This is a genomic window from Corynebacterium sp. CNCTC7651 (genome assembly GCF_021496665.1).
In the GTDB taxonomy this organism is placed as follows: Bacteria; Actinomycetota; Actinomycetes; order Mycobacteriales; family Mycobacteriaceae; genus Corynebacterium.
In genome coordinates, this window is sequence record NZ_CP071246.1 from 704,331 (window position 1) to 729,227 (window position 24,897).

At 63.5% G+C, this 24,897-nt stretch carries 25 protein-coding genes and 3 pseudogenes; 10 read left to right on the forward strand and 18 right to left on the reverse strand.

Going from position 1 to position 24,897, the window contains the following annotated elements; translation table 11 throughout:
- The first annotated feature begins 155 nt into the window (after nucleotides 1-155).
- Both JZY91_RS03475 and JZY91_RS03480 read left to right on the forward strand, forming a co-directional pair.
- Complete coding sequence (locus JZY91_RS03475) at nucleotides 156-4,511, forward strand: hypothetical protein (protein WP_234948580.1); 4,356 nt, start codon at nucleotides 156-158, stop codon at nucleotides 4,509-4,511.
- 287 nt (nucleotides 4,512-4,798) lie between these two features.
- Nucleotides 4,799-5,113 carry a hypothetical protein gene (locus JZY91_RS03480; RefSeq protein WP_012359882.1) on the forward strand — a complete coding sequence of 105 codons (315 nt, stop codon included), beginning with the start codon at nucleotides 4,799-4,801 and terminating at the stop codon, nucleotides 5,111-5,113.
- A gap of 87 nt (nucleotides 5,114-5,200) precedes the next feature.
- On the opposite strand, the gene JZY91_RS03485 is transcribed toward JZY91_RS03480, so the two are convergent.
- Together JZY91_RS03485 and merA are read right to left on the reverse strand one after the other, a co-directional pair.
- Complete coding sequence (locus tag JZY91_RS03485) at nucleotides 5,201-5,551, reverse strand: hypothetical protein (RefSeq protein WP_234948581.1); 351 nt, start codon at nucleotides 5,549-5,551, stop codon at nucleotides 5,201-5,203.
- Nucleotides 5,548-6,969, reverse strand: coding sequence for a mercury(II) reductase (merA, locus tag JZY91_RS03490; RefSeq protein ID WP_234948582.1), 1,422 nt, complete (start codon nucleotides 6,967-6,969; stop codon nucleotides 5,548-5,550). Before merA ends, JZY91_RS03485 begins: the two co-directional genes overlap by 4 nt.
- Nucleotides 6,970-7,067: 98 nt before the next feature.
- Between merA and JZY91_RS03495 the strand changes: the two genes are divergently transcribed.
- On the forward strand, nucleotides 7,068-7,457 hold the full coding sequence (locus tag JZY91_RS03495) for a heavy metal-responsive transcriptional regulator (RefSeq protein WP_005290994.1): 390 nt from the start codon (nucleotides 7,068-7,070) through the stop codon (nucleotides 7,455-7,457).
- Nucleotides 7,458-7,503: 46 nt separating this feature from the next.
- On the opposite strand, the pseudogene JZY91_RS11815 reads toward JZY91_RS03495, so the two are convergent.
- Nucleotides 7,504-7,749, reverse strand: a pseudogene (locus tag JZY91_RS11815) (alkane 1-monooxygenase); the annotation flags it as partial.
- Nucleotides 7,750-7,877: 128 nt separating this feature from the next.
- On the opposite strand from JZY91_RS11815, the gene JZY91_RS03505 reads away from it, so the two are divergent.
- The 4 genes and pseudogenes from JZY91_RS03505 (at nucleotide 7,878) to JZY91_RS03520 (ending at nucleotide 9,885) form a co-directional block, all read left to right on the forward strand.
- Nucleotides 7,878-8,159: a type II toxin-antitoxin system RelE/ParE family toxin gene (locus JZY91_RS03505; protein WP_234948583.1), complete on the forward strand. Its 282-nt coding sequence runs from the start codon at nucleotides 7,878-7,880 to the stop codon at nucleotides 8,157-8,159.
- A gap of 34 nt (nucleotides 8,160-8,193) precedes the next feature.
- A complete protein-coding gene (locus JZY91_RS03510) occupies nucleotides 8,194-8,454 on the forward strand; it encodes a HigA family addiction module antitoxin (protein ID WP_234948584.1) in 261 nt (86 codons plus the stop codon).
- A 216-nt stretch (nucleotides 8,455-8,670) separates the two neighbouring features.
- Nucleotides 8,671-8,748, forward strand: a pseudogene (locus tag JZY91_RS03515) (GNAT family N-acetyltransferase); the annotation flags it as partial.
- A gap of 36 nt (nucleotides 8,749-8,784) precedes the next feature.
- Complete coding sequence (locus tag JZY91_RS03520) at nucleotides 8,785-9,885, forward strand: Dyp-type peroxidase (protein WP_234948585.1); 1,101 nt, start codon at nucleotides 8,785-8,787, stop codon at nucleotides 9,883-9,885.
- On the opposite strand, the gene JZY91_RS11700 is transcribed toward JZY91_RS03520, so the two are convergent.
- The 3 genes from JZY91_RS11700 to JZY91_RS03530 form a co-directional block, all read right to left on the reverse strand.
- Nucleotides 9,855-10,154, reverse strand: a complete 300-nt coding sequence (locus tag JZY91_RS11700) for a DUF488 domain-containing protein (RefSeq protein ID WP_255695752.1) — start codon at nucleotides 10,152-10,154, stop codon at nucleotides 9,855-9,857. The genes JZY91_RS03520 and JZY91_RS11700 overlap by 31 nt on opposite strands.
- Nucleotides 10,100-10,453, reverse strand: coding sequence for a DUF488 family protein (locus JZY91_RS03525; RefSeq protein WP_234948586.1), 354 nt, complete (start codon nucleotides 10,451-10,453; stop codon nucleotides 10,100-10,102). The genes JZY91_RS11700 and JZY91_RS03525 overlap by 55 nt, the downstream gene beginning before the upstream one ends.
- Before the next feature lie 105 nt (nucleotides 10,454-10,558).
- The gene (locus tag JZY91_RS03530) at nucleotides 10,559-11,053 is read right to left on the reverse strand and encodes a DUF1707 domain-containing protein (protein ID WP_234948588.1); all 495 of its coding nucleotides are present in this window, start codon (nucleotides 11,051-11,053) and stop codon (nucleotides 10,559-10,561) included.
- Between the two features lie 51 nt (nucleotides 11,054-11,104).
- On the opposite strand from JZY91_RS03530, the gene JZY91_RS03535 reads away from it, so the two are divergent.
- On the forward strand, nucleotides 11,105-11,878 hold the full coding sequence (locus JZY91_RS03535) for a MerR family transcriptional regulator (protein ID WP_234948590.1): 774 nt from the start codon (nucleotides 11,105-11,107) through the stop codon (nucleotides 11,876-11,878).
- 215 nt (nucleotides 11,879-12,093) lie between these two features.
- Here JZY91_RS03535 and JZY91_RS03540 read toward each other — a convergent pair whose 3' ends face one another.
- The gene (locus JZY91_RS03540; protein ID WP_234948591.1) at nucleotides 12,094-12,444 is read right to left on the reverse strand and encodes a VOC family protein; all 351 of its coding nucleotides are present in this window, start codon (nucleotides 12,442-12,444) and stop codon (nucleotides 12,094-12,096) included.
- Between the two features lie 33 nt (nucleotides 12,445-12,477).
- Nucleotides 12,478-12,921: an alternative ribosome rescue aminoacyl-tRNA hydrolase ArfB gene (arfB, locus tag JZY91_RS03545; RefSeq protein ID WP_234948592.1), complete on the reverse strand. Its 444-nt coding sequence runs from the start codon at nucleotides 12,919-12,921 to the stop codon at nucleotides 12,478-12,480.
- A gap of 222 nt (nucleotides 12,922-13,143) precedes the next feature.
- Here arfB and JZY91_RS03550 point away from each other — a divergent pair, with 222 nt between their 5' ends.
- Nucleotides 13,144-14,151 carry an NAD(P)-binding domain-containing protein gene (locus JZY91_RS03550; RefSeq protein WP_234948593.1) on the forward strand — a complete coding sequence of 336 codons (1,008 nt, stop codon included), beginning with the start codon at nucleotides 13,144-13,146 and terminating at the stop codon, nucleotides 14,149-14,151.
- On the opposite strand, the gene JZY91_RS03555 is transcribed toward JZY91_RS03550, so the two are convergent.
- The 4 genes and pseudogenes from JZY91_RS03555 to JZY91_RS03570 form a co-directional block, all read right to left on the reverse strand.
- Nucleotides 14,105-15,997, reverse strand: coding sequence for a cation-translocating P-type ATPase (locus JZY91_RS03555; protein WP_234948594.1), 1,893 nt, complete (start codon nucleotides 15,995-15,997; stop codon nucleotides 14,105-14,107). The genes JZY91_RS03550 and JZY91_RS03555 overlap by 47 nt on opposite strands.
- Entirely contained in the window at nucleotides 15,994-16,353 is a 360-nt protein-coding gene (locus JZY91_RS03560) for a helix-turn-helix transcriptional regulator (protein WP_234948595.1), read from the reverse strand. The genes JZY91_RS03555 and JZY91_RS03560 overlap by 4 nt, the downstream gene beginning before the upstream one ends.
- Nucleotides 16,354-16,405: 52 nt before the next feature.
- Nucleotides 16,406-16,827 (reverse strand): annotated as a pseudogene (locus tag JZY91_RS03565) (alkane 1-monooxygenase); the annotation flags it as partial.
- Nucleotides 16,828-16,868: 41 nt separating this feature from the next.
- Nucleotides 16,869-17,975 (reverse strand): hypothetical protein, encoded by a 1,107-nt coding sequence (locus tag JZY91_RS03570; protein WP_234948597.1) that lies wholly within the window; start codon nucleotides 17,973-17,975, stop codon nucleotides 16,869-16,871.
- A 53-nt stretch (nucleotides 17,976-18,028) separates the two neighbouring features.
- Between JZY91_RS03570 and chrA the strand changes: the two genes are divergently transcribed.
- Nucleotides 18,029-19,258, forward strand: coding sequence for a chromate efflux transporter (chrA, locus tag JZY91_RS03575; RefSeq protein WP_370639254.1), 1,230 nt, complete (start codon nucleotides 18,029-18,031; stop codon nucleotides 19,256-19,258).
- A 46-nt stretch (nucleotides 19,259-19,304) separates the two neighbouring features.
- On the opposite strand, the gene JZY91_RS03580 is transcribed toward chrA, so the two are convergent.
- The 6 genes from JZY91_RS03580 to JZY91_RS03605 all read right to left on the reverse strand — a co-directional run bounded on the left by JZY91_RS03580 (nucleotide 19,305) and on the right by JZY91_RS03605 (nucleotide 24,865).
- Nucleotides 19,305-20,096, reverse strand: coding sequence for an ABC transporter ATP-binding protein (locus tag JZY91_RS03580; protein WP_234948600.1), 792 nt, complete (start codon nucleotides 20,094-20,096; stop codon nucleotides 19,305-19,307).
- Nucleotides 20,089-20,982, reverse strand: a complete 894-nt coding sequence (locus tag JZY91_RS03585) for an ABC transporter permease (protein WP_234948602.1) — start codon at nucleotides 20,980-20,982, stop codon at nucleotides 20,089-20,091. Before JZY91_RS03585 ends, JZY91_RS03580 begins: the two co-directional genes overlap by 8 nt.
- 11 nt (nucleotides 20,983-20,993) lie before the next feature.
- Nucleotides 20,994-21,992, reverse strand: a complete 999-nt coding sequence (locus JZY91_RS03590) for an ABC transporter substrate-binding protein (protein WP_234948603.1) — start codon at nucleotides 21,990-21,992, stop codon at nucleotides 20,994-20,996.
- A gap of 112 nt (nucleotides 21,993-22,104) precedes the next feature.
- Nucleotides 22,105-23,013 carry an ADP-ribosylglycohydrolase family protein gene (locus tag JZY91_RS03595; protein ID WP_234948604.1) on the reverse strand — a complete coding sequence of 303 codons (909 nt, stop codon included), beginning with the start codon at nucleotides 23,011-23,013 and terminating at the stop codon, nucleotides 22,105-22,107.
- 95 nt (nucleotides 23,014-23,108) lie between these two features.
- Nucleotides 23,109-24,197 (reverse strand): HAMP domain-containing sensor histidine kinase, encoded by a 1,089-nt coding sequence (locus tag JZY91_RS03600; RefSeq protein WP_234948605.1) that lies wholly within the window; start codon nucleotides 24,195-24,197, stop codon nucleotides 23,109-23,111.
- Entirely contained in the window at nucleotides 24,197-24,865 is a 669-nt protein-coding gene (locus JZY91_RS03605; protein WP_234949035.1) for a response regulator transcription factor, read from the reverse strand. The genes JZY91_RS03600 and JZY91_RS03605 overlap by 1 nt, the downstream gene beginning before the upstream one ends.
- Between the last annotated feature and the right edge of the window lie 32 nt (nucleotides 24,866-24,897).

Here is a 24,897-nt window from a genome sequence, read left to right on the forward strand (position 1 = left end):
ATGAGTGTCGCCATACGGCATCCCACGTTGAAAGTGATCTCGGAGGTCTGATGTCGCCTAGACCTGGCGGAGAAACAGACAAACTTGGAAATAGGTACGAGCTCGCATGGGCTATCCGCCATGCCTTATATTGCATCGTCGACGATAGACGGGCGTTGACTGCGGAAGACATCGACGCCGAGCTAAATCGAGGTTCCGAGTTCACTTACGACGACGGTCTCGTTACCGAAGTGCACCAGTTAAAACGACAGAACGGCACTAGTAACAGTTGGACAGTCAAGGCTCTCGCCGATCAAAAGATCTTCGAGGCGGCTGCGGAGCATGTGGCGGCGGGCCGAAGTTACCATTTTGTCTCCCTGGTGCCGTGCCGGCCCTTACAAGAATTGTCCGATCGTGCTCGCAAGTCAGATGATCTAACGAGTTTCACCGACTGCTGGCTTTCTAAAGAGCTAACACCGGTCTTTAACCAATTGGCGGCGGCCGAAATCCTAGGCAATCCCCAAGTGGCCTGGAACACACTTCGCGGAATGCGGTTCTTAGTTCAAGATGAACTCGACATCGTCCGCACGAACAGTATGCTTGCTGTGTGCAGTCTGAGGGGAGCTAGCGGCGACCTCATATCTCTTGCTATAGGGGATATCCTTCTCGACAACCTCGGTAAGCGGTTGACTCGAACTGAACTTTTTGCTCTTCTCGCTCAAAGGGGCATCAAGCCACTGGAACCTGGGTCGCATCTGACGTCGCACCAGCAGGTGTTTAAGATCACGAAAAGCTGGCGTCAGTCCGTTGAACGTGAACTCTTGCAACCACCGATTAAGCGTGCAGAGGCCGCCCACCTAGTGGAGGCGCTTGATAAATATCGGATCGGGCTCGTCGCAGGTACGGCGGGAGGTGGGAAGAGTTCCGTTCTCGAACAAACTGCTGCCACTCTTGAATCGGCTGGTGCCGAGGTGCTGGCGCTACGATTGGACCGATGTGGTCCGTTCGCGTCGACTGTCGAGTTGGGGCATCAGTTCGGGTTCGAAGTCTCTCCCGCAGCCGCTTTGGCGAGGGCGGCTGACGATCGCGACGCCTTCCTGATTATCGACCAACTCGACGCGGTGAGTCTTGCCTCCGGACGTATGCCGGAGAGTTTCGATGTCGTTATGGATCTCATCGACGAAGCACTGTCAGTGTGCGGAATCCGTGTTGTTATGGCATGTCGCCAGTTCGACATCGATAATGATCACCGTATCCGCGCATTTGCGTCTCGTACCGACGTAACAACGGTGGAAGTCGACCGATTGTCGAAGGAGGAAGTCGAAGCGGCAGTGACAAGAATGGGACTCGACCCAGCGCGGTTAAATCAATCACAACTAGCCCTTCTGCAGACGCCGCTGCACCTTGTACTCCTGCAAACGATTTCGACTCAGGCTGAAGCGCTGGCCTTTCATTCGCGCGGATCGCTCTTTGAAGCGTTTTGGGAGCGCAAGCGACAAGCAGTGCGTTCGCGGCGAGTGAATGTCAGATTCAACGACGTGGTCAGTCGGATCGCCAACGCTGCAAGCGATCTGCAAGCGCTGTCTGTCCCAATCGAGATTCTGGACGATGAGGACCTTATTGAAGACGCCAACGTCCTCGTTTCAGAACACTTGCTTGCGCAAGACGGCGGTCGCATCGCGTTCTTCCATGAAACGTTTTTCGACTACGCCTTCGCACGTCTGTGGGTGTCACGCGGGGAGTCACTCGTTGACTTCCTGCTCCGTGACGAGCAGGCACTTTTTCGACGTGCCCAGGTTCGCCAGGTCCTGCAACATCTCTACGAGCGAGCGCCGGATCGTTTCCATACCGAGGTCGAATCAGTACTTACCGCTAACGACATCCGATTTCACATAAAGGAGACAGTCCTTGCCGTCGTAGCTAATCTTCTTGCGCCGACGACTGCCGATGCCGAAGTGATGGTCCGGATCGCCGCGGGACATCCGGGCTTTGAAGACCGGCTCTGGCAGCAGTTGAGTAGACCACAGTGGTTCAGGCGATTCCTTGAGGATGGTCAGATTGCTGCTTGGCTCGATGGCCCGAACGAGGGCATGCGGAATCACGCGTTGAATATGATGGCTAGTGCGGTCAAAGAGCACCCGGTATCGATCGCAAAGCTGTTAGGGGACCGCAAGGCCCAGCCGGAATATCACCGCTGGTTGCGTTGGGTCAGCCGTTTTTCGGATGTCTTTCAGAACCGAGATTTGTTCGATTTGGTGCTCGAAGGAGTTCGCGAAGGCGCCTACGATGGGGCACAGCATGAACTTTGGCTAACGATGCGCAACCTGCCTAAGCACGAACCACTTTGGGCGATCGAGTTGTTGCAGGCTCGGCTGATCGATCACGGGGATGCCCTGACGCTTAACGAGGAAGGCAAGGTGACTGTGCTCGGCATGCGAGAGTACAGCGCCGCCGAACTCGTTAGGTATACCGCACATGCTGAACCGTTGGCATTCGTGCTGGTCACGGTGCCGTATCTCCGACGAGTCATGGCGAGGACCGCGATCGAGCCTGGCGTCGACGGCCTGATTCGCGATCTGCACTTCAGCTTTCGCATCAAGGACGATGACTTCGGCAGCTACCGGCTTGATGGCATCCTGCTGGCGGCGTCGGTCCGAGCGCTGGAGAGTGTGGCAAAGAGCGCCCCTGAGGAGATCCGGTTCCTTCTCGAGGAACTGGCTTCCGATCCCTACGACGGATCGCAATTCTTGCTCTACCGAGCGTTGTCAGCGGGCGCAGAGCATTTTGCCGGGTGGGCGGCGAGTCTCTTGCTCCAAGGCGGACGTCGTCTCCGTTGCGGCTATATCTCCGATTCCCTATGGGTTGCACGGGAGCTTGTCCTGGCGATTGCACCAGACGTGTCCGACGAAATTCACCAGCGGCTCGAGAAGTTGTTTCGAGATTTGCCCTGCGAGTGGGGGAGTAACTGCGGCTCGGGACGCTCGGCTTTCACGTTTCTATCCGCCCTGGAAGAAGCGCGGCTTACTACGGTCGGTCAACGACTCCTCGGGGAATATCGACGGAAGTTTGGGGAGGACGCCCCCGCAGAGCCACAGGGAATTACCGGTGGTTCCATCGGTTCGCCGATCGGCCTTGGTGCCGCAAAGAAAATGAGCGATTCACAGTGGCTGAGGGCTATGTCAAAGTATGACACTGACAAGACGAATTGGGCGACCTTCACCGGCGGGGCCCATGAATTGTCCAGCGTGCTGGGCAATCAAGTAGCCGCAAACCCCGAGCGCTTCGCTAGGCTGGCGCTGCGGCTGTCCCCAGAGTTCAATGCGGCTTACTCCGGTGCGATGCTTAGGGGCTTTGGCGAGGCCGATGCGAGCGATAGCACCGCGCCGCTGATCTTCGACGCTGTCCGTCACATTGCTTCGCTGGGACAGGCAGAAAATGATCGGTGGCTCGGGATGGCGCTACAAAAATACTACCGCGAAGTGCCGCTTGACCTGGTCGAACTGATTAGAGACAGCGCTGTGAACGCGCTGGATCCGGCCGATTGTTCTCCTGTGATCGTTCGGGATGGAACGGACGCACCAAGTGCCGTGGATATGCAATTGAACGGCATCAACACGGTACGAGGGAGTTTGGCCGAAGCTCTCGGCGATCTTTTGGTCACCGACAGTGACGGCAAGAGAACTGCACTGGTCGCGCCATATCTCAACGCGATGGCCGGTGATCCGGTACTCAGTGTCCGTTCGTGCGTTGCCTACACCCTCGCCGCCGCGCTACGGCATGCTCGCCCAGAGGTCATGAGGGCGTTCTCAACCCTGATCAATACTGACGATCGTCTCCTCGCCGCCGGATCTGTTCAGCATTTGATGGTCTACATCGGCAACGTGAATCCCGAGGTTATAGATCCGGTAATTCAGCGCATGTTGGCATCGGATGATGCCGAAGCTCGTGAGGCTGGTGGCGCCGTCGCGGCGTTCGCGGCGATGGAATGGGACCGCCCCGATCTTATGAAACAAGCGCTGTCGGGAGACTTTCACGCCCGAAAGGGCATCGCTGAAACCTGTGTTCAGTGTGTCGATCGCACTTCGAATGTCGAACTGGCCACGGCGACCCTAACCCGGCTTATGAACGACGAGGCGGATGGGGTGCGTAAGGAAGCGGCTACTGTGGCGCTTCACCTCCGCGAGCAACCGCTCCAGCCATTCGTTAAACTACTCGCGGCTTTGATCGACTCGCCGGCTTACGAACACGCCACGCCCCAGTTGCTGGTCACGCTACAGTACGCGCCGGATAAGGTCGATGAACTGGTCTTGAGAGCTGCAAAACGGTTCGTCGATGTCTTCGGGCACGATGCCGCGGACATTCGCACCGGCGCAGCGGGAGATGCGCATTACATCAGTGAACTGGTGGTGCGTGGGCTAGCGCAGTGCCGGGATCGTACCCACCGAGCGGAGTTGCTCGACGTTTTGGACTCTCTCTTAGAGCTTGGCGCGTACGGCATCAGTGAGGCCATAACGGATTCAGAGCGGTTATAACCGATAGCGCTCGAAAGGGCCGCGGGTTTCATTGGAGCCAATGTCTCCTGGCGGGAGAGGTTGATCCGATTCGTAACGTGGTGGAGTTTAAGTTTAACGTGTAGTGCTTAACCTCTGCGATGAACTCTTTGATCCCGGGACGTGATGAGGACTGGGGCTATTGTGCTCCCCCGAACGCTACGGCCCGGGGGCACGAGGCTGTGTCGCAGGTGCAAGCGAGAGGACCAGGAGCGAAACACAGACCGCTGAGTCGACGCAGTCACGGTAAAGACGGAGCCGTCTAGGCGGTGCTCGAGGTTGCGCGAGATACGGTGACGCTGGGCGTCGGTAAGCGATGCGCATTCGGCGACATCGATGGAAAGCTGGACTTTGCCGTCCGTCGTGTTGACGCCCTGGCCGCCTGGAGTCGACGATTTCGCGAAACGCTCCGCGAGATCGGCGGCGATGACCGCACCGTCGGGGATCCCCGGGCCGGGCGCTATGGTCAGGTCGTTCATGCCGCCCAGCCTAGGTGCCCACAACCCTTTCTCGTCTCGGCGGAAGCGGAGACCGCGTCGCGACGGCCGGGATCCAGCCTCAGTATTATCCTCGTCACCGGTTGATTCGAACGCTTTTTGCTCCTCCTTCTCCCGTCGGGCTTCGATTTCAGCGGCCTCCGCAGGTGGCAGTGATCGCTGGATCCGCTCGAACTACCGGTTCCGATCAGCGGTCGAAGGATTTTCGCAGCAGCCGGACCTGCGGCGCAAGTGCCGCCGCCGTAGCCTGACGAGCATCCCCGCCATGACGGCCATCACGACGGCGGTCCCGGCACCGATGATCCAGGGATTACCGAGGAGCCCACCGACGCCTGCGAGTGCTCCGCCCGCCGCGATGAACGGCAGGCCGCAGCAGAGCAGCGACGGAAGCGCGCAGCATGCCAGCAAGAGCAGCCCGGTCACTGCAGCGACGACGGGACCGGCGCGCCATTCGTCGCGGTCCTGATCGGCGCTCATCGTCTGCTTCAGGATGAGATCTCCCCGATTGCCTGTGTTGCCGTTCATGCGCAGCACGACAGCAGCGACGGGTCGGTGGTGAAGGCCTTCGCGGCGATCCGGATGCCCTCGGCCATGGTCAGGTAGGGGGCCCAGGCGTTGGCGACCTCGGCGACGGTCCTGCCGAGCACGTGGACGCCTGCGGCGGCGAGCTCCCCGGCGTCCTTGGCGACGGCGGTCAGGCCGAGGATCTCGTTCGTCTCGGCGTTCACGACGATCTTGATGAACCCGCGGGTGTCGCGGTTCACCAAGGCGCGGGGCACGTGGTGCAGGGGCAGGACGCGGCAGTCGCAGCGGATCCCCGCGGCGAGGACGTCCTTCTCGGTCATCCCGACCGCGCCGATCGCGGGCCCGGTGAACGTCACCCGCGGCAGGCGGGCGTAGTCGACGGACCGGTCGGCGTCGGCGAACGCGTTCTCGGCGACGAGGGTGCCGTGGTGGGCGGCGACGTAGACGAACTCGGGGTGCCCGGTCACGTCGCCCGCGGCCCAGACCCGCGGGTTCGAGGACTGCAGCCGATCGGAGACGACCACCTCGCCGGAGTCTCCGGTATTCACCCCGACCGCATCGAGGTTCAGGCCATCGGTGACGGGACGGCGTCCGAGGGCGACCAGGACCTGGTCGGCGCGGAACTCCTGCGAGCCGCCGGACAAGGCGGCGGTCACGACGGCCTCGCCTCCCGTGCCGCGGGAGACCCGGGTGGGCACTGCGCGGCTGACGACGCGGATGCCCTCGTCGGCGAACACCTCCTGGAGCGCCTTCGACACCTCCGGCTCCTCCTTCGAGGCGAGCCGGGACCGCACGAGCAGCGTGACCTGCGAGCCGAGGCGGGCGAACAGCTGCGCCTGCTCCAGGGCGACGTAGCCGCCGCCGAGCACCAGCAGCGACTCGGGGACCTCCGTCAGCTCCATCGCCGTGGTCGAGGTCAGGTATCCGGTCTCCTCCAGGCCGTCGATCGGCGGTGCCCACGGGCGAGAACCAGTCGCGACCAGGTAGTGGTGGGCCTCGATGGTCTCGACGCTTCCGTCGGATCCGGCAACATCGAGAACCGGCGCATCAGGGGTGCCCACGAACGAGGCGTCGCCGCGGAGGGCCTGCCAGCCGTAGGAGTCGGCGACGTCGGCGTACTTCTCGCCGCGCAGCGACTCCACCAACGCTTGCTTCCCAGCGATCAGCGCGGGCATGTCGACGGGATCCGCCGTCGTCGCGATCCCGGGGAACCGGGTTGCGGCGTCGACCGCGACGTGCCGCGCGCCGGCCGCGGCAATGAGCGCCTTCGACGGGACGCAGCCCGTGTTCACGCAGGTGCCGCCGAGCGTCCCGCGCTCGATCATCACCACCGACTTCCCGAGCGTGCTGGCGCGGATCGCAGCGGCGAACGCGCCGGCTCCCGATCCGATGATGGCGAGATCGTACTTCGTAGGCATCGCTACTCCTGTCAACTCTTGGCTTTCTGCTCTGTCTCAGCCATACTGGACCTTCCAGTGCAGGGGAAGGTCAAGCGCGGCCACGGAGGGAGACAGCAATGTGGATCGGAGAACTCGCCGAGAGGGCGGGCACTACCGCGAAGACCCTTCGCTTCTACGAGGAACAGGGCCTTCTGCCCCCGACCGAGCGCACGCCGTCCGGATACCGCGACTACGCGCCCGAGACGGTCGCTCGGATCGACTTCATCCACCGCGGCCAGGCCGCGGGCCTCACCCTCGCCCAGATCCGCCAGATCCTCGACATCCGCGACGGCGGCCATGCGCCCTGCGAGCACGTGCGCGACCTGCTTGACGTGCGCCTCGCTGAGATCGAGCAGCAGATCGCGCAGCTCTCCGTGCTGCGCGACACTATCGCGGACCTTAGCCAGGACGCCGCGCACCCGGATCCTGAAACGTGCAGCACCGATCAAGTGTGTAGGTACTTGTAGATGGCGGGAGTCAATGACTCAAACGCTACAACCCCGATATGCGCTAGCGCATGTCGATGCCGCCGGTGCCCACCTCGATGATTTTGGTGGTGGCCGCGATAGCACATAGCAGCGGCATCGGGGCGGAGGCCTGCAGCGCGAAGTGGTGGACTCGGAAGGACGCGTTGTTCACGCCGATTTCGTCCGCAGCCTGGGTGATCTCCAGACGAGTCTTGGCGATCTTTTCCGCAGATGGCCCGCACTAGCTGCCGAAGGCGTAATGCCCGAAGCTTAAGAAGCCGAACGCTTTCATTGGATAACACTCCTTTTGATGGTGTTAACGAGAGGGGGTAACTTTGCAACGACATACCGTCGAGTTCAAGTTCAACGTGTAACGCGAGGCGTTATTGACGCTTCGCGTTATGGGGGGTACGGTGAAGCATGATCCAGTCTTTCGCTGACAAAGACACCGAACGGTTGTGGAACCGAGAGCGGGTTCGCTCGATCGATCCGCGTATCCATTCTGTGGCTTTGCGCAAGCTGCGTATCCTCGGATCCGCGCAGAGTCTTGAGGACCTGCGGATTCCGCCCGGCAACCGCCTCGAAGCGCTCAAGGGTGATAGGCAGGGTCAGCACAGTATCCGTATCAACGGCCAGTGGAGGATCTGCTTTCGGTGGACCGTCGCAGGGCCAGAGGAGGTTGAGATAGTTGACTATCACTGACAAGCTCCCTCCTGTCCACCCAGGAGAGATCCTCATGGAGGATTTCCTCAATGAAATGGGTATCACCCAGCACAAGCTCGCCGTTTCCATCGGCGTTCCCCCGCGCCGGATCAACGAGATCGCCCACGGAAAGCGTGCGATCACTGCTGACACGGCACTCCGCTTGGCAAAGTTCTTTGGGGTGAGCCCGCAATTCTGGCTTGGATTGCAGACTCAGTACGACCTCGATGAGGCGGAGGATCGAATTCTGGCCGAGATCGAGGCTATTCAGCCGCTGCAGGTCGCCCGTGCCTGATGCGCTATTCCTCCGGAATGCGCCCTTGCCGGTGTTGCTTACGCGACTCCTTTAATTTGATGATGGCCTCGCGAGGACTTCCCTGATTGACTACGGGGCCAGCGACACCGGGATTGCCAGGTGGACGCTCGGTGACGTCTTTTCCGGAACGCAGCACGAAAAACGCCACGACTGCGAACGCGGCGATGACGACCGAGATGATGAGGAGGATGACCCCGGAGATTCTACGAGCGGCACGGCTTCACCAACATCGCACAGGGCTCGCGGATGCTCCTGTACGTCCGGGAGCTGTGAAGCGCAACTCACGCCGATAGGGAATACTTACTCCCCATGACAAGCAGGAACCAGGCAGAAGTTACCCAGACCGTGATTCTCCCGCAGTCGCGGGACGCGCTGTTTATTACCCTCGGCTTCAAGGAAGGCGGCGAGGAGGCCGCGCTCGAGGCACTTTCCAGCCTGTCCAGCCTCACCAACGGCGTGGGCTTCCGGTACCCGAAGGCGCACCTGACCGCGGTGGCCGGCATCGGCGCGACAATGTGGGACCGGCTTTTCGCACTGGACAAACCGGAGCACCTGCACGAGTTCGTCGAGCTCCACGGCGCGAAGCACCACGCGCCGTCCACGCCGGGCGACCTGTTCTTCCACATCCGGTCCGACGAATTCGACGTCGCCTTCGAGCTCGCCCGCCGCATCAACGCGATCGTGGAGGACCACATCGACTACCACGACGAGGTTCACGCCTTCCAGTACCAGGATTTCCGCGACCCGCTCGGCTTCGTCGATGGCACCGAGAGCCCCCGCGGCCAGGAGGGCGTGGAGGTTGCGATCATCCGCGACGGCATCTGGAAGGGCGGCAGCTACATCGTCGAGCAGAAGTACGTGCACAACCTCAAGGACTGGAACACCCTGCCGGTGGAGGAGCAGGAGCAGGTCATCGGCCGCACGAAGCATTCCGACATCGAGCTGGATGAGAAGGCCCCGAACAGCCACGTGGCCGTCAATCAGGTTGAGGACGAGGACGGCAACGGCCTAGAGATCGTGCGCAACAACCTCTCGTTCGGCGACGCGCTGGGCAAGCAGGGCACCTTCTTCATGAGCTACGCCCGCGACCCCCGCGTCACCGAAGTGATGCTGCGCCGCATGTTCATCGGCGAGCCGGAGGGCAACTACGACCGCATCCTGGACTTCTCCGAGGCGCTGACGGGCTGCAACTTCTTTGCTCCGCCGCGCGTGTTCTTGGACCACTGCGCCGACTACGCGCACGCCCACCTGCGCCCCGATGAGGACCCGCAGCCGAACCAGCCTGCCATCAACTTGCCGCAAGGCAAGGCGGTCTTCCCGGACCGGTCGGATGTGCCCACCTCCCACAACGCCGAGGACGTCGAGGCTGCGAGGGCCCGTTACAAAGGCGCGCTCCGCCGGCAGCAGTAGTCGCGGTCAGTCACCCTGGCCGCTCGTTTCGGGCGGTGCGGGGTAGCGCACGAGGGGTCGTCGCCGATTACCGCGCCTTCGTTCAAGGTTGCCTCACTTATCGACGCACCTTCGGCCCCCAGCCCCGTCACATGCAACACCTCGTCCCCGTGCGCAAGCAAGTGGTCGGCGATGATGCGGCGGTGGCAACGCCACCACACCGCTTCTGAGCACATCACCGCGGTAGGGGTTTCAGCGGCCTGGTCTCGAAGGGCATCAAGCGTGGCCACGAACTCGTCGCCAAGGGCGTGGTCGGCGTAGTTGTGGAACTGCGGTTGCGCCAGTTGCCGTTGACCTTGAAGGGAACGGTACGTGAGACGTTGCGGCGGCCGGTGAGCCCCGCGCTGCGGCTGTAGGCGATGCCGTCCTCGGGCAGGTGGGCGGTGAGGTAGTCGTCGTTGAACCACGGGTACTTCCGAGACCCGGGGAGCTTGCGCACATCAACGATCGACTCAACGCCGGCAGTACGGAGCATCCGCACAAACTCTGCAAACTCGAGATTGGAGTGGCCTACGGTGAAAATACGCATGACACAAACGCTACGCGCCTGCCCCATCACACCAGGAGGGGGACAAACTGATCCTTCATTGGCGGGTGGCCGGGAGCCTAACCGGCGGGCGCAGGAAACTCTCGGCTATTTCCCAAGCTCCTTGCGTCGCTCGGCGGCGAGTTTCAGCCGCTCGGCGCGATCAGAACGTTCCTTCTCCAGCAGTTCCTCGAGGATCTCATCTTCCTCGTCGGAGATGTCGAAGACGGCGTACCAAGCGAACGCGAGTGCGCCCATCATCGGCCACACCACCCAGGCGAAGTCCAGATCCAGCCCAATCTGCAGCACCAAATAGACCGCCAAGCCGCAAATGAGGGTGGTGTAGATCGCGGTGTCCATCTTCCGCTTCGCTGCAAGTTTCTCATCCAGTTCGACCTCGGACGGCGTCCGCTTCTCCAATGCGACCGGTTCGGCCGGGAGGTCGTTGAAAAGCATTGAAAGCTCCCCGCGAGTGCGCGCAACCGCGGCTTGACCTGTGCGTTCTTCGAACTCTCCCACATCAAGGTAGCCGTCTGCGAACAGTGTGCCCAGCCGGTCCAGCGCGTCCGAGCGCTCGGCGTCGCCCACGCGGATTTCGTCCATTATCGCTCCCAACTTGCACTTGCCCCTGCGGCAAGCTGTTCAATCGCAACCATGGCAGATGGTATCGAATACACAATCAGCGAGGCCGCAGAAGCCCTCGGCATTTCCACCAAGGCGCTGCGCCACTGGGAGACGCTCGGCCTCATCGCACCCGCGCGCACGTGGGCCGACCACCGCGTTTACAGCGAGGCGGACCTCAAGCGCGGCGCGGCCATCGCCCTCTACCGCGGAGTCGGCGTGCCGCTTGCGCAGATCGCGCAGCTTCTCGACGCCTCCGGAGCCGACCTCACCCGCGCCCTCAAGCACCACCAAGAAGCACTCGCTTCTCGACGGCGCACGCTCGACGCCCAACTCACATCTGTCCAGCACCTCATTGACAACGCAACGAAAGGATCTATCGACATGGACGCAATGAAGAAGTACCTCGGCGAAGATATGCCCGCCTACCAGGAGGAGGCTGAGCAGCGCTGGGGTGATACCCCGGAGTGGGCGCAGTCCCAGGAAAAGCTCGCTCAAATGGGCGAAGGCGACTTCAAGCGCCTGCAGGAAGAACAGGACGCACTCGCCGCGGATCTGATCGCCGCACGCGATTCCGGCGTGGAACCCGGCTCCGAGGAAGCCGAAGCACTGGTGGAGCGCCACCGCGCAAGCATCGCCCAGTGGTACGAGGCGACCCCGGCTCGCCAGCTCATCCTCGCGCGCATGTACGTTGACGACGCGCGCTTCCACGAAGCCTACGGCGGCGCGCAAGACTACCTGCTCGAGCTGGTCACCGCCCACGCGGCGGCCGAAGGTGTGGATGTGGGCAACCCGCAGTGGGGTTAGAAACGGAGCAGTAATCCTTCCAACTCTTGCTGCATGAAAAATATGTACATTTGACGAGCATCTTTCCGTGCCCTGTTGCTTCCTGGGTTGCTAGATGTTCCGGGAGCGATAGCGCCATGACAGCATCCTGCGGTACTTCTCTGGATTTACTTACTGTCTTTCGCGAAAAGGTTTCTTTGCGCCGACACACCGTCGAGTTCAAGTTCAACGTGTAGTTACGCTTCGGGGCTGCCCACGCAAAACTCGTTGCCTTCTGGATCCTGCATAACGGTCCAAACGAGTCCCGGTGCCTCATGACTGCCGAGTTCAGTGGCACCCAACATCTTGAGGCGCTCCACTAGGGCTTCGCGTTCAGTGCCGCCGCCGTCGATGTGAACGCGGTTTTTACCGGGGGTGGGGTCGGCAACGCGCTGAAAACCTAGTGCCGGGGTGGAGCCGACCATGACAAAGTCTCCGTAGTCGGCGACAATCTCGCACCCTGTCGCGGAGGACCAGAATTCGGCGAGCCGAGAGGGATCGTTGCAGTCGAAGGTTATCTGGCGGATAGCGAAAGTTGAGTCACGCATAGTCCGCACCGTACCCGTGCTTCAGGAGCGGTGTTACGGCAGCCGGGGCCGGCGCCTCGTCGACTTCAGCTCCGAGCGCCGCTTCTTCGCTTCGAGACGGCGCCGCACCGAGCCACGCGTCGGCTTCGTTTTCCGCCGCGGGGGAGGCGGTGGGGCGAGCGCCTCACGCAATAGGGCGGCCATGCGCTCTCGCGCCTCGGCGCGGTTACGGACCTGCGAGCGCTGCGTCGACGCGCTCACGGTGAGCACAGTGCCGTCTAGGCGGTGTTCGAGGTTGTGGAGGGCGCGGCGGCGTTGGGCGTCGGAAAGCGATGCGCACGCCGCGATGTCGATGGAGAGCTGCACCTTACTGTCGGTGGTGTTGACGCCCTGGCCGCCGGGGCCCGACGCCTTCGCAAACCGCTCCGTCAGATCCGCGGCGGCGACGACGAAGCCGCCGGGGATACCCGGGCCGGGTGCGATGGTCAGGTCCTGCATGCCCCACACCCTACGTTCACCCTGGGGATAGCGCCATGACCGCATCCTGCGGTACTTCCCTGGATTTACTTACTGTCTTTAGCAGAAAGGTTTCTTTGCGCCGACACGCCGTCAAGTTGAAGTGCAACGTGTAACGCGGGTCGTTAGGACGCTTCAGGCAATGGGGGTAGGTTGAAGCGTGATCCAATCGCTCGCCGACAAGGACTCTGGAGGGATGATCGATTGGCTGAGCATCACACGGCCATCGTCGTCGGTGGTGGCCAGTCCGGCCTAGCCACGGCATACTACCTGCAGCGTTTTAAAGTGGATTTCTTGGTCTTAGACAACCATGAGGAACCTGGGGGAGCGTGGTTGCACGCGTGGCCCTCACTGACGCTTTTCTCCGCCGCGGGGTTCTCCAATCTGCCCGGCTGGCCGATGCCGCAATACCCGGGGTACCCGCCGGCAAGCCATGTCATCGACTATCTCGAAAACTACGAACGACGGTACGACCTCCCGGTGAGGCGCCCAGTGCACGTTCGCAGCGTGTCCCATGAGGGAGGGATGTTCTACCTAGATTCGACCGCCGGCCAATTCACAGCGGAACATGTTGTCGCGGCCACAGGCACGTGGTCCGCGCCGTTCGTGCCCCACTATCCCGGTACCTTCCACGGACGCCAGTGGCACTCGTCTACCTACCCGGGTCCCGAACCATTCCGCGGCGCGAAGGTCGCGGTGGTCGGTGGGGCGAACTCGGGTGCCCAGATCGCCGCTGACCTCATCGGGACGTCGGAGGTCACATGGTTCACACTTGAGCCGCCGCGCTGGATGCCTGACGATGTCGATGGCCGCGATCTCTTTCTCCGCAGCCGCCGCCGGATTCTCGGCGGCGATTCCGGCCCGAACCTGGGAGACATTGTCGCGCTTCCTCATCTACGTGAGCTCCGCAACTCCGGTCAGCTCACCGCTACCCCCATCTTCGACAGCTTGAGCGAGCTCGACCACGACCACCTGATTTGGTGCACTGGTTTCCGTCCGGCCCTCGGCCCGTTCCGCCACCTCATGCACGGCCGCGAAACCGCGGTGAAGAATCTGCATCTCGTCGGTTACGGCAATTGGACCGGCGATGGCTCGGCAACGCTGATGGGTGTGGGGCCCTTTGCCAAGCACACTGCCCAGGTTATCGCGGGCCGTGTCGATGAACTCAGCGCTTCGCTTGCGCAGCCCGCAGGCCGTTCAAAATCACGATGACTTCGGCGACCTCGTGAACCAACACGACGGCGGCCAGGCCCAACACGCCGCTGATCGCCAGCGGCATCAACACGATGATGATGGCCAGAGACAGCACGATGTTCTGGTTGATGATCCTGCTGCCTCGGCGGGCGTGCTGCAGCGCCTGCGGGATCAGCCGGAGGTCGTGGCCGGTGAAGGCGACGTCAGCGGACTCGATCGCGGCGTCAGAGCCGGTCGCCCCCATCGCGATGCCCACCGTTGCGCCCGCCAGTGCCGGCGCGTCGTTGATGCCGTCGCCGATCATCGCCGTCGGTGTCTTGGAGGAGAATTCGGCGACGATGCTTGCTTTGTCCTCCGGGCGCAGCTCGGCGCGCACGTCGTCGATTCCGGCGATTTCAGCCAGTGCCCGAGCGGTGCGGATGTTGTCGCCGGTGAGCATGCTCACTTCCACGCCGTTGGCGTGCAGGGTCTGTACGGCTTCGGGTACCTCGGGCCGCAGCTCGTCGCGGACCCCGATCGCCCCGGCGAGGGTGTCATCGACGGTGACTAGGACGCAGGTCTGACCCTCGGACTCCATTCGTTCAACGTCTGCTTTCAGCGGCCCGGCGTCTATCCACCGGGGGCTGCCCACCAGCACCCGTCGACCGTCGACGGTGCCGCCGATGCCGTGCCCGGCTTCCTCTGTGATGTCTAGGGCGGCGGGCACTTCGGGCCCGGCTGCCGCGATCGCCGCGGCGAGGGGGTGTGTTGATTGCTGCTCAACTGCCGCCGCGAAGGCAAGCACCTGCGCCCGATCGAATCCGTCTGCCGGGACTACGCCGGTAACCTCGGGCTGGTTGCGGGTGAGGGTTCCGGTCTTATCCACCGCCAGGTGACGGATGCCGCCGAGCCGCTCGAACGCCGCGCCGGACTTGATGACGACTCCGAACCGGCTGGCCGCGCCGATCGCGGCCACTACCGTCAGCGGCACGGAGATTGCCAGCGCGCATGGCGACGCTGCGACCAGGACAACCAGCGCACGGGTAATCCACGTCTCGGGGTCGCCCAGCAGCGAGCCGATCACGCCGACCAGCACCGCCAGGATCATCACCCCGGGCACTAAGGGGCGGGCAATCCGGTCGGCGATCCGGGCACGGTCGCCCTTTTCCGCCTGCGCTTGCTCGACCAGGTTCACGATTGTGGTCAGCGAGTTGTCCGTGCCAGCTGCGGTCGTCTCGACCTCCAGTACACCGGCGGAGTTGATCGCTCCCGCGGGAACCTCGTCGCCGGGCGCAACCTCTTGCGGAATGGATTCTCCGGTGATCGCTGAGGTGTCAAGGCTAGAGCGCCCGGACCGAATGATGCCGTCCGTGGCAATCCGCTCCCCGGGGCGCACGAGCATTAGCTCGCCAACCATGAGGTTCTTCGCTGCGACCTCGACCGCCGTGCCGTCGCGCAGCACCGTCGCGGTCTGCGGTACCAACTTCAACAGTGCCCGCAGTCCGCCCTGGGCCCGGTCCATTGCCTTGTCCTCCAGCGCCTCAGCGATCGAGTACAGGAACGCTAGCGCCGCGGCCTCTCCGACGAAGCCGAGGATCACCGCGCCGACCGCGCTGATCGTCATCAGCAAACCAATGCCGAGCTTGCGCTTCGTGACAAGGTTCTGGATCGCTCCAGGCGCGAACGTGGACGCACCCAACAGCAGGCCGGCCCAAAACAGTACCTTCGCGGGCGTCTCAAGCCCGTTCCAATCCAGCGCCAGGCCGATGCAGAGAGCTACGCCGGAGAAGATCGGTAGCAGAAGCTCGGGGTCCTTCCACCACGGCCGATCGGGCTCTTCGATCTCCGGGGCGGGTGTGTGTTCGCATCCACATGCGGAACTCATGCGTCCGCTCCTTTCTGGTCGCAGCCGGGTACCGAGCACTCAGGGTCGATGCAGGGGGCATTTTCGTCGACAGCCAGCGTCGCGTTTACCAGCGCGTCGAGCGCTGCCGCAAGATGCGGATCGGCGATTTCGTAGCGGGTCTTGCGGCCCTCCGGCTCGGCGACGACAATGCCACAATCGCGCAGGCAGGACAGGTGGTTCGAGACGTTCGAGCGGGTCAGATCCAAGCTTTCCGAGAGCACGGCCGGGTAGCTCGGACCGTCTAGTAAGGTCATCAGGATTCGGGAGCGCGTCGGATCGGCCATAGCCCGGCCGAGCCGGTTCATGACGTCGAGGCGCGAAGCAATAGTCAGCATGTGCTGAACTATACATCGCATAATGAACTCTTCAATATGGGCTGAACTGAGGTTAACGTGAGGAGCCTGCGACCTGCAGGAATTCGTCGATGGGATAGCCGGTGACTGGTCCTTCGCGGTTCGTCTGCCAACCCAGTGCGGGAGCGACGTGAGTGGTGAAGTTCTCCAAGATCTTCACGTTGACGTCCACTGCTCAATGAGCTTGTCCGGCTCGGCGGCGTAGGTGCGGCCGAAGGTGGTGGAGCCGACATCAGGCAGCGCACCCACCTGGTCGGAACCGGAGGCCTGCCGGCCGAACATCTGCATGTCCGCGCCGTCGACGATGGGGAAGATGGAGCGGGACACCGACACGCGCGGCGTCCGAGCGTGGCCCGCCTCCTTCCACGCGGCGCGGTAGCGGCTGATCTGATCCGCCTGGATTTCGCTCAGGGTCTCGGCGGTGGTCTCGGAGACCAGGGTGGACGACATCAGGTCCTTGGTCAAAGGCCTGCTGCAGAGGGAGGTAGGTTTATTTTCTAGCCCACCACTTCAAAGTCAGTGAGCTTGCCGCAGGTTGGTGAATCTTCGGGTACCCGCGGGTCGCTGGCATACGCCACGTCATCCTCGGCGATGACGGCCTTGATCCGCAGACCTTCAAGCTGCTGAACGTTGAGCCCGTCTGCGCGGCCTTCGCCGAAGGGCGCGGCAGAGGCTGTGCCGAGGTAGACGTATCGGCTAGTACCACTTATCGGGGTCCCGTACTGGTGACCCTTGATCTCGGTGGGCGAGTCGAGCCAGAGGAAGTAGTAGCTCGCCAGATCATCGTCGAAAAAGATGCCGCTTGTTTCCTGCTGCACTTGGGCGGCGTCAAGCATGCGGATCTCACCCTCTAGCAGCATCTCGCCAGGACCCGCCTTCACCGCACCGCTGCCGGGCTGCAAGTTCCGGGTGTCGGGGCCGTTGTCCTGGGTCGCCGTGAGCTCACCGGCGTAGAGCGGAGCGCGATCATTAACATCGTGCCACTGAATGGCGTAATGCTTTTCCTGCAGCTTGTGGGTACGAGCTGGGTCAGCCACGTCATAAAATTTCCAACTGCCCTCCTGCCCGAGAAGATAGTAGGTGCTGAAGGTTTCGTCGTTGTAGCGCGTCATCTGGAACAAACCAGGGACAAGGGAGTCCGGGTCCGACATCTCGACGCGGGACTCGGTGCCCATCGCCTCCGAGTAGCCGGCGAAAAGGGGCCTGTTCTCGGAGAAGACCAGCTCTTCCGGCCCATCGGGGTACACCTCGCGGTACTCCAAAACAACGACCGGATCAAAGTCCTCAGTGCCGATTCTGATCAGCAGTTCCGGGTTGCCCTCTCCGTTCGCTTCCACCACCGCATATTGGTACTTCCCGGTGGGGGTGTAAGAGACGGTGGGGTACGGGATGTAAGAATCCGGATGGTCAAGCGCGTCGTCATAGGCCTGAATCCACGCCGGGAGGGAACGCACGTCCACGTCCGGTTTCGCCGGCGCAGCGGAAACAGGAGTAAAACCTGGCTCTCGGGTAGAGCCCATATCCTGGCTGCTGCATGAGGAGAGGGTGAGGGCGAGTGTGGCGGTGAAGGCGAACGTCGATAAGCGGGAAGCGAAAGAGCGCACGAGTGGGCACCAACCTTGCAGGACACGGCGGGAAGGAGACAGCTTCAACTGTAATGCTGCCGGGCACTTCAGCTGGGCACTCGGTACAGTCCCTACCTGTGCTTGAAGTACTACGTATTTTCACCCGCCTTGGCCTCACCTCTTTCGGCGGCCCGACGGCTCACCTGGGCTACTTCCGCGACGAATTCGTGGAGAAGCGCAAGTGGATGACGGACGAGGAATACGCAGACCTGGTGGCGCTGTGTCAATTCATGCCCGGCCCCGCGTCGAGCCAGGTGGGGATGGCGATCGGCCTGAAGCGAGCAGGCTATGCAGGCATGCTTGCTGCGTGGATCGGCTTCACCATGCCATCGGTGATCGCGCTGGTGATCTTCGCGCTCGGCGTGGGGCAGCTCGGGGACATTGCCGACGCCGGCTGGCTGGCCGGCCTGAAGGCCGCGGCCGTGGCGGTCGTAGCGCAGGCGGTGTTGGGCATGAGCAAGAGCATCGTCACCGACGGCAAGCGGGCGGCGGTCGCGCTCGCGGCATTCGTGCTGGTGCTGCTCGTGGCTAGCCCGTTCACGCAGGTCGGTGTGATTGCGCTCGGCATGGCGGCTGGCGTGGCGCTCTTTGGCCTCGGGGAAAAGCAGGGGGCCCAGTCGGCGAGCGGCGTGGTAGGCACGAAGGTGCGCACCCAATCCCGCGCGGTCGGAGCAGCGGCCCTCGCGGCGTTTGCCGGGCTGCTGGTCGCCCTGCCGGCACTTGCCGGAATGACGCGCTCCACCGGCATGGATATTTTCGACAGCTTCTACCGCTCTGGTGCGCTAGTGTTTGGCGGCGGCCACGTCGTCCTGCCGCTGCTGGAGCAGGCGACGGTGCCGGCGGGCCTGGTCGACCACGACACGTTCCTCGCCGGCTACGGCGCCGCGCAGGCGGTACCGGGTCCGCTGTTCACGTTCGCTTCCTTCCTGGGTGCATCCGCGAACGGCACCAACTGGCTGTGGGGTGCCACTTTGGCTACGGTGGCGATCTTCCTGCCCGCGGCTTTGCTGGTCATCGGCGTGATGCCGTTCTGGGATCAGCTGCGCCAGCACCGCCTCGCGTCCGCGGCGTTGGCTGGCGCGAACGCCGCGGTGGTGGGTATCCTCGCCGCCGCGCTGTACAACCCAGTGTTCACCGCCGGCATCACCGGTCCCGTCACCATGGCGATTGCCGCCGCCGCGTTCGTGGCGCTGCACATGTGGAAGCTCCCGCCGTGGGCGGTGGTTGTCGCGGCAGCCGTTATCGGCGGGGTTGCGGCGTAAGGCTTCCTGGGCGGATCGCCAACCCGGGAAGTCTAGCCCGGGAGGCTTAGCCCAAGAAGGCCTTGTCGGACAGCGTCGCGCCCTTGATCTTGGCGAACTGCGCGAGCAGGTCGTGGACGGTGAGCGACTTCTTGGTGGCGTTGTCCGCCTCCCAGACAATCTTGCCTTCGTGCATCATGATTAAGCGGTTGCCCACACGCAGCGCCTGCTCCATGTTGTGGGTGACCATGAGCGTGGTCAGCCCACCCTCTTCCACGATGGAGTGCGTCAAGTCGGTGACAAGCGCGGCGCGCTCAGGGTCGAGGGCTGCGGTGTGCTCGTCAAGCAGCATCACCTTCGGTTGGGTGAAGCCGGCCATGAGCAGCGAGAGCGCTTGACGCTGGCCGCCGGAGAGCAAGCCCACCTTGTGGGTGAGGCGGTTCTCCAGCCCCAGTTCCAACGATTTCAGCTGATCGACGAAGATATCGCGGCGCTGCTGATTCAGGGCCCGCCCCAGGCCGCGCGACTTGCCGCGTAGGTAGGCGAGGGAGAGGTTTTCCTCGATGGTGAGGTTCGGTGCCGTGCCCGCAAGCGGGTCTTGGAACACGCGGCCGATCAGCTTGGCGCGCTGGTGTTCGTGCATTTTGGTGACATCGGTGCCGTCGATACGCACGGTGCCCTGATCGGGGCGCAACCTGCCGGAGACGGTGTTGAGCAGCGTCGACTTGCCGGCGCCGTTGGAGCCGATGATGGAGACGAAGTCCCCCTCCGCCAGGGCGAGCGTGACGCCGTCGAGGGCCACGCGCTCATTGGCCGTGCCCGGGAAGAACGTCTTGTGGACGCCGTTTATCTCAAGCATGGGTTTTCACCTTCTTCCCGCCGGGGTTGGCAATGCCTTTACCCATGGATTGGAACTTGGGCAGCAGGAGCGCAATGACCACCAGCACGGCGGACACCAGCTTCATGTCGTTCGGGTTCAGGCCTAGCTGCAAGGCGAAGAAGATGATGAGGCGGTACACAATCGCACCGACGACCACTGCGAGGATGCCTTGCAGCAGCTTGCGCTGGCCGATGATTGCCTGGCCAACGATCACGGAAGCGAGGCCGACCACGATGAGCCCGATGCCCATCGAGATGTCCGCGAAGCCCTGGTACTGCGCAACTGCCGCACCGGCGAGGCCCACCAGGCCGTTGGAGAGCGCTAAGGTGAGGATCTTGGTGTTGTCCGTGGACACGCCGAATGACGTGATCATCGGGCCGTTGTCGCCGGTGGCGCGGATGGCCAGCCCGAGATCGGTGGAGAGGAACCAGAACACGATCAGCGCAAGCACGAGCACCACCGCAAGCAGGATGGCCACGCCGCCCCAACTGCCGATGAGCCCGCGGTCACGCAGCGGCGTGAACACCGTGTCTTGGCGCAGCAGCGGCAGGTTGGCGCTGCCCATGATGCGCAGGTTGATCGACCACAGGCCAATCTGGGTGAGAATACCTGCCAAAAGACCGTCGATGCCGCCCTTGGTGTGCAGGACACCTGTGATGATGCCTGCGCCGAAGCCCACCACGAAGCCCGCCAGGGTGGCGAGCAGGGGGTTGACACCGTTGATGATGAGCATGGCTGCGGTGCCGCCGCCGGCGGTGAACGAGCCGTCCACCGTCAGATCGGCGAAGTTAAGGACGCGGAAGGTCAAGTAGACCCCCAGCGCCATCACGCCGTAAAGGATGCCGAGTTCGAGCGCGCCAATCATTGTGCTGCTGCTTAAACCTTCTCAGCCTGGTCCAGGATCGCCTGCGGGAAGGTGATGCCCTGCTTGTCGGCGGCCTTTTCGTTGATGACGTAGGAGAACTCGGTGGCGGTCTCGACCGGCATCTTGGCCGGGTCCTCGCCGTCACGCAGCACCTTCAGCGCCATCTCGCCCGTCTGGTAGCCCAGCTGCTTGTAGTCGATGCCGATGGTGGCGGCGGCACCGCCCTCAACCGTGCCGGCCTCGGCGGCGATTACCGGGATGCCGCGCTCCTCCGCTGCCTGCACGAGGGACGCGATGCCGGAGACGACCATGTTGTCGGTGGGCACGTAGAACACGTCGACGTCCTTCAGTGCCTCGACAGCCTGCGGGATCTCGTTGACGCTGGTCACGGTTTGGGACTTGATGTCCCAGCCGCGGCCGGCGGCCTCCTCCTTGGCGTTGTCCACCTGGATCTGGGAGTTGATCTCGCCGGAGGAGTAGACAATGCCAACCTTCTTGGCATCGGGCACGAGCTCTGCGATGAGGTCGAACTGGTCCTTGATCGGGGTCATGTCGGAGGTGCCGGTGGCGTTGCCGCCCGGAGCGTCCATGGAGTTGACCAGCTGCGCCTCAACCGGATCGGTGACAGCGGTGAAGAACACCGGCGTATCGGTGACGTTCTGCAGCATCGCCTGCGCGGCCGGGGTAGCTACTGCCAGCACGGCGTCGAGCTTCTGGCCCGCGAATTGCTGGGCGATGGTCAGTGCCGTGGCCTGCTCGCCGTTGGCGTTCTGCTCGGTCCACTTCACGTTCACACCGGCATCGTCGAAGGCTTGCTTGAAGCCCGCGGTGGCGGCGTCCAGCGCCGGGTGCTGCACCAGCTGGCTGATGCCGATGTTGTAGCTTTCGCCGCCGGCGTTGGAGCTTGTGCTTTCGGACGACTCCCCGCTGCAGCCTGCAAGGACCAAAGCGGTAGCGCCAAGGGTGGCGGCGACGACGCGGGCGCGGCGGTTAAAAGCGCGAAGAGACATGGTGAAGCCCTCCTGGGGAATCAGTACCCAACCACGGCGGTTGTGGCGTTAACCGCAGAGCATAGATCATCGAGTGGCGCATATTATGAATCGGCCCGAATTTAGCTTCACGTCACACCGCCGACAGCGCGAACAGGCCCTCCGCCAGCGCAACGATGTCGTGCGGCGAGTATTCCTCCGGGCGGCCGCCCATCTCCGGGCGGTAGGCGGTGATGGTGTCGCGCCAGCGCTGCGGAATCGCGTCTTCGCCCATGACTCCGCCGAGGAATGCTCCGACGATGGCGGCGTTGGTGTCGGTGTCTCCGCTCATAGCGATGACTTCCACAAGGGCTTCCTCGAACGACGTGGCATGCGCCGCGTGGTAGCAGGTGAGGTGGAATGCGTGGCGGACAAAACCGTTGCGGTCCTGGACGTCCTCCGGCAGGGCGGCCGTGAACGCTTCAACCTCGTCGCGCAAGGGGCCAGCGTGGGCGAGCAGTGCATCGACCGGGTCCGCGCCCGCAATCACGTCCGCGAGTGCTGCGACGTACACCGCGTTCACGTCGCCGGGGTATGGGTTGACGTGGGTGAAGGTAGCGTCGGCACGCGCGAAGCTCCCAGCTTCCCCGGGCGCGCCCGCGTAGGCGATGGCGAGCGGGCTCACACGCATCAGTGCGCCGTTGGACTTGCTTTCGGGGTCGAAGTGGAACGGCTCACGCAGCGCCGCGCGGCACGTGTTTCCGATGTCGAACGGATGCGACGCCGCCCAGCGGCGGTAGCTGGCCTGGACGTCGTCCTTATCAAAACCGCCGTTGCGCAAAAGGCTGCGGGCGAGCGCGAGGGCGAGCTCCGAATCATCCGTCGGCTGGCCGGGGGCGACGTAGTGCGGCCCGCCGCCGGTGAGTTCGCGCACGCCGCCCGGGTATGCGGCGCGGATGCTCGCGGCATCGGAGAATTCCACGAGCGCGCCCAAGTTGTCGCCGATGACCTGGCCGAAGAGCACTCCGCGGGCGCGGGAGATGGGGGAGAGGGGTGTGGGCATGGTGCCTCCTTGCATTGTTTGGGTGGGTCCTCAAGGTACAGGTGCCGCCCCACCTCGCCTGGCCGACCGTCGAACGCGTGTTCCCTCCCGCGCGACTAGGGCAAGGTCAGCTCTGCTTCCACGCCGCCCTCTGAGCGCGCCGTGAGTGAGAGCGATCCACCGTGGGCAGCGGCGATAGCTCGGGTGAGAGCCACGCCCAATCCGTGGCCGCCGTCGCGCCGCCCGCGTTTCCGCGCCCGCGCAAACGGCTCGGCGAACGTGTCCACCTCGGATTGTTCGAACACGTCGCCGCCGTTTCGCACCGTGACCACGGCGCCGCCGGCGGGAGTGCGCTCGAGCACAAGGAAGGCGCTGCCCGGCGCACCGTGCTGGATAGCGTTGCGGGCCAGGTTGTCCACGGCTTGGCGCAGGAGTTCCGGGTCGCCGGTGACGGTGATGCTGCCCGGGATGGCGGTGTGCGTGATCCGGCGCTCGTGTGCAACGTCGGCGCACAGGTGGCTCAAGTCCACTGCTTCGCGCGCAGGTCGCGTCCCGCCCTCCAGCTCGGCGAGGCTGAGCAGGGCGGAGGTGGCACTAGCGCCGCGGGTGTTCACCTCGCGCACGCGCTCGAGGGCTTTCCGCAGGTCCTCCGGGGCCGCATCCGGATCCGCCAGCGCCACGTCCGCCACGGTCTGGATGGTCGCGATCGGGCTCTTCAGTTCGTGCGACGCGTTGGCGGCGAAGCGGCGCTGCGCCGCAATCGACGCGGCGAGCGAATCCAGCATGGCGTTCAGCGCCGCGGCCAGCTCGCCCACCTCATCGTCAGGTCCCGCGTGCTCGATGCGCCGGTCCAAATCGCCGTGCGTGACCTCGGCGGCGGCATCCGCGATGGTGCGCAGCGGCTTGATCACCAGCCCCGCCACCCACCAGCCGATCGCGCCGCTCAGCGCAGTGAGCACGGCCAATACAGCCAGAGAGATCGTTAACACCACGCGCAGGATTTCCCGGGTGATGGGCACGGCGGCATCGATCACCGCCGCGTCCGGGCCCGCACCTTCCGCAGCATCCGCACCCAGCACCGCCTGAAACGGCACGGGCGTGAACCGGAGGTACGCGTACACGAGCCCGATCAGGGCGAGGCCCACACCAAGCACCGTGAGCACGAACATCACGGTGATGCGTGCGCGCAGGCTGAGCCGCCGCATCAGCGTTCCTCCTCTGCCACGTAGTAGCCGGCACCGGTCACGGTGTGCACAATCCACGGGTCTCCCAGCTTGCGGCGCAGGTGGGACACCGTCACGCGCGGGGAGTTGGTGAACGGGTCCGCGTTCGCGTCCCACGCTTCTTCCAGCAGCTCTTCGGCGGAGATCACGCCGCCGCCCGCAGCCATCAGCACCTCAAGTACCGCGAATTCTTTGGGCGACAGCGGGATCACCGCATCGCCGCGGGTTACCGTCCGCTTGAACGTATCCAGGCGCACATCGCCGCAGCGGTAGACCTCACCGCGCTCGGGCGCATTGCGCCGCGCCAGCGCCTCCACGCGCGCAATCAGCTCCGGCAGCTCGAACGGCTTTGGCAGGTAATCATCCGCACCCAGGGAAAACCCCTCCAACCGGGCATCGAGCGTGCCCGACGCAGTCAGCATGATCACGCGCGTTGCCGGATGCGTATCGACGATTGCCTTGCACACCTCATCCCCATGCACCTCGGGCAGGTCGCGGTCGAGGACGACGACGTCGGGCGAAGAAGCGTCGATAAGCGAAAGTGCTTCAGCCCCGTCGAAAGCGAGCGAGACCCGCATGCCTGCGCGGGTGAGCGCGGCACCGACGGCCTCGGCCAGATACTCCTCATCGTCTACCACGAGCACTCGGATTGTCATGGTCAAAATGGTATCGACGGAGCTGT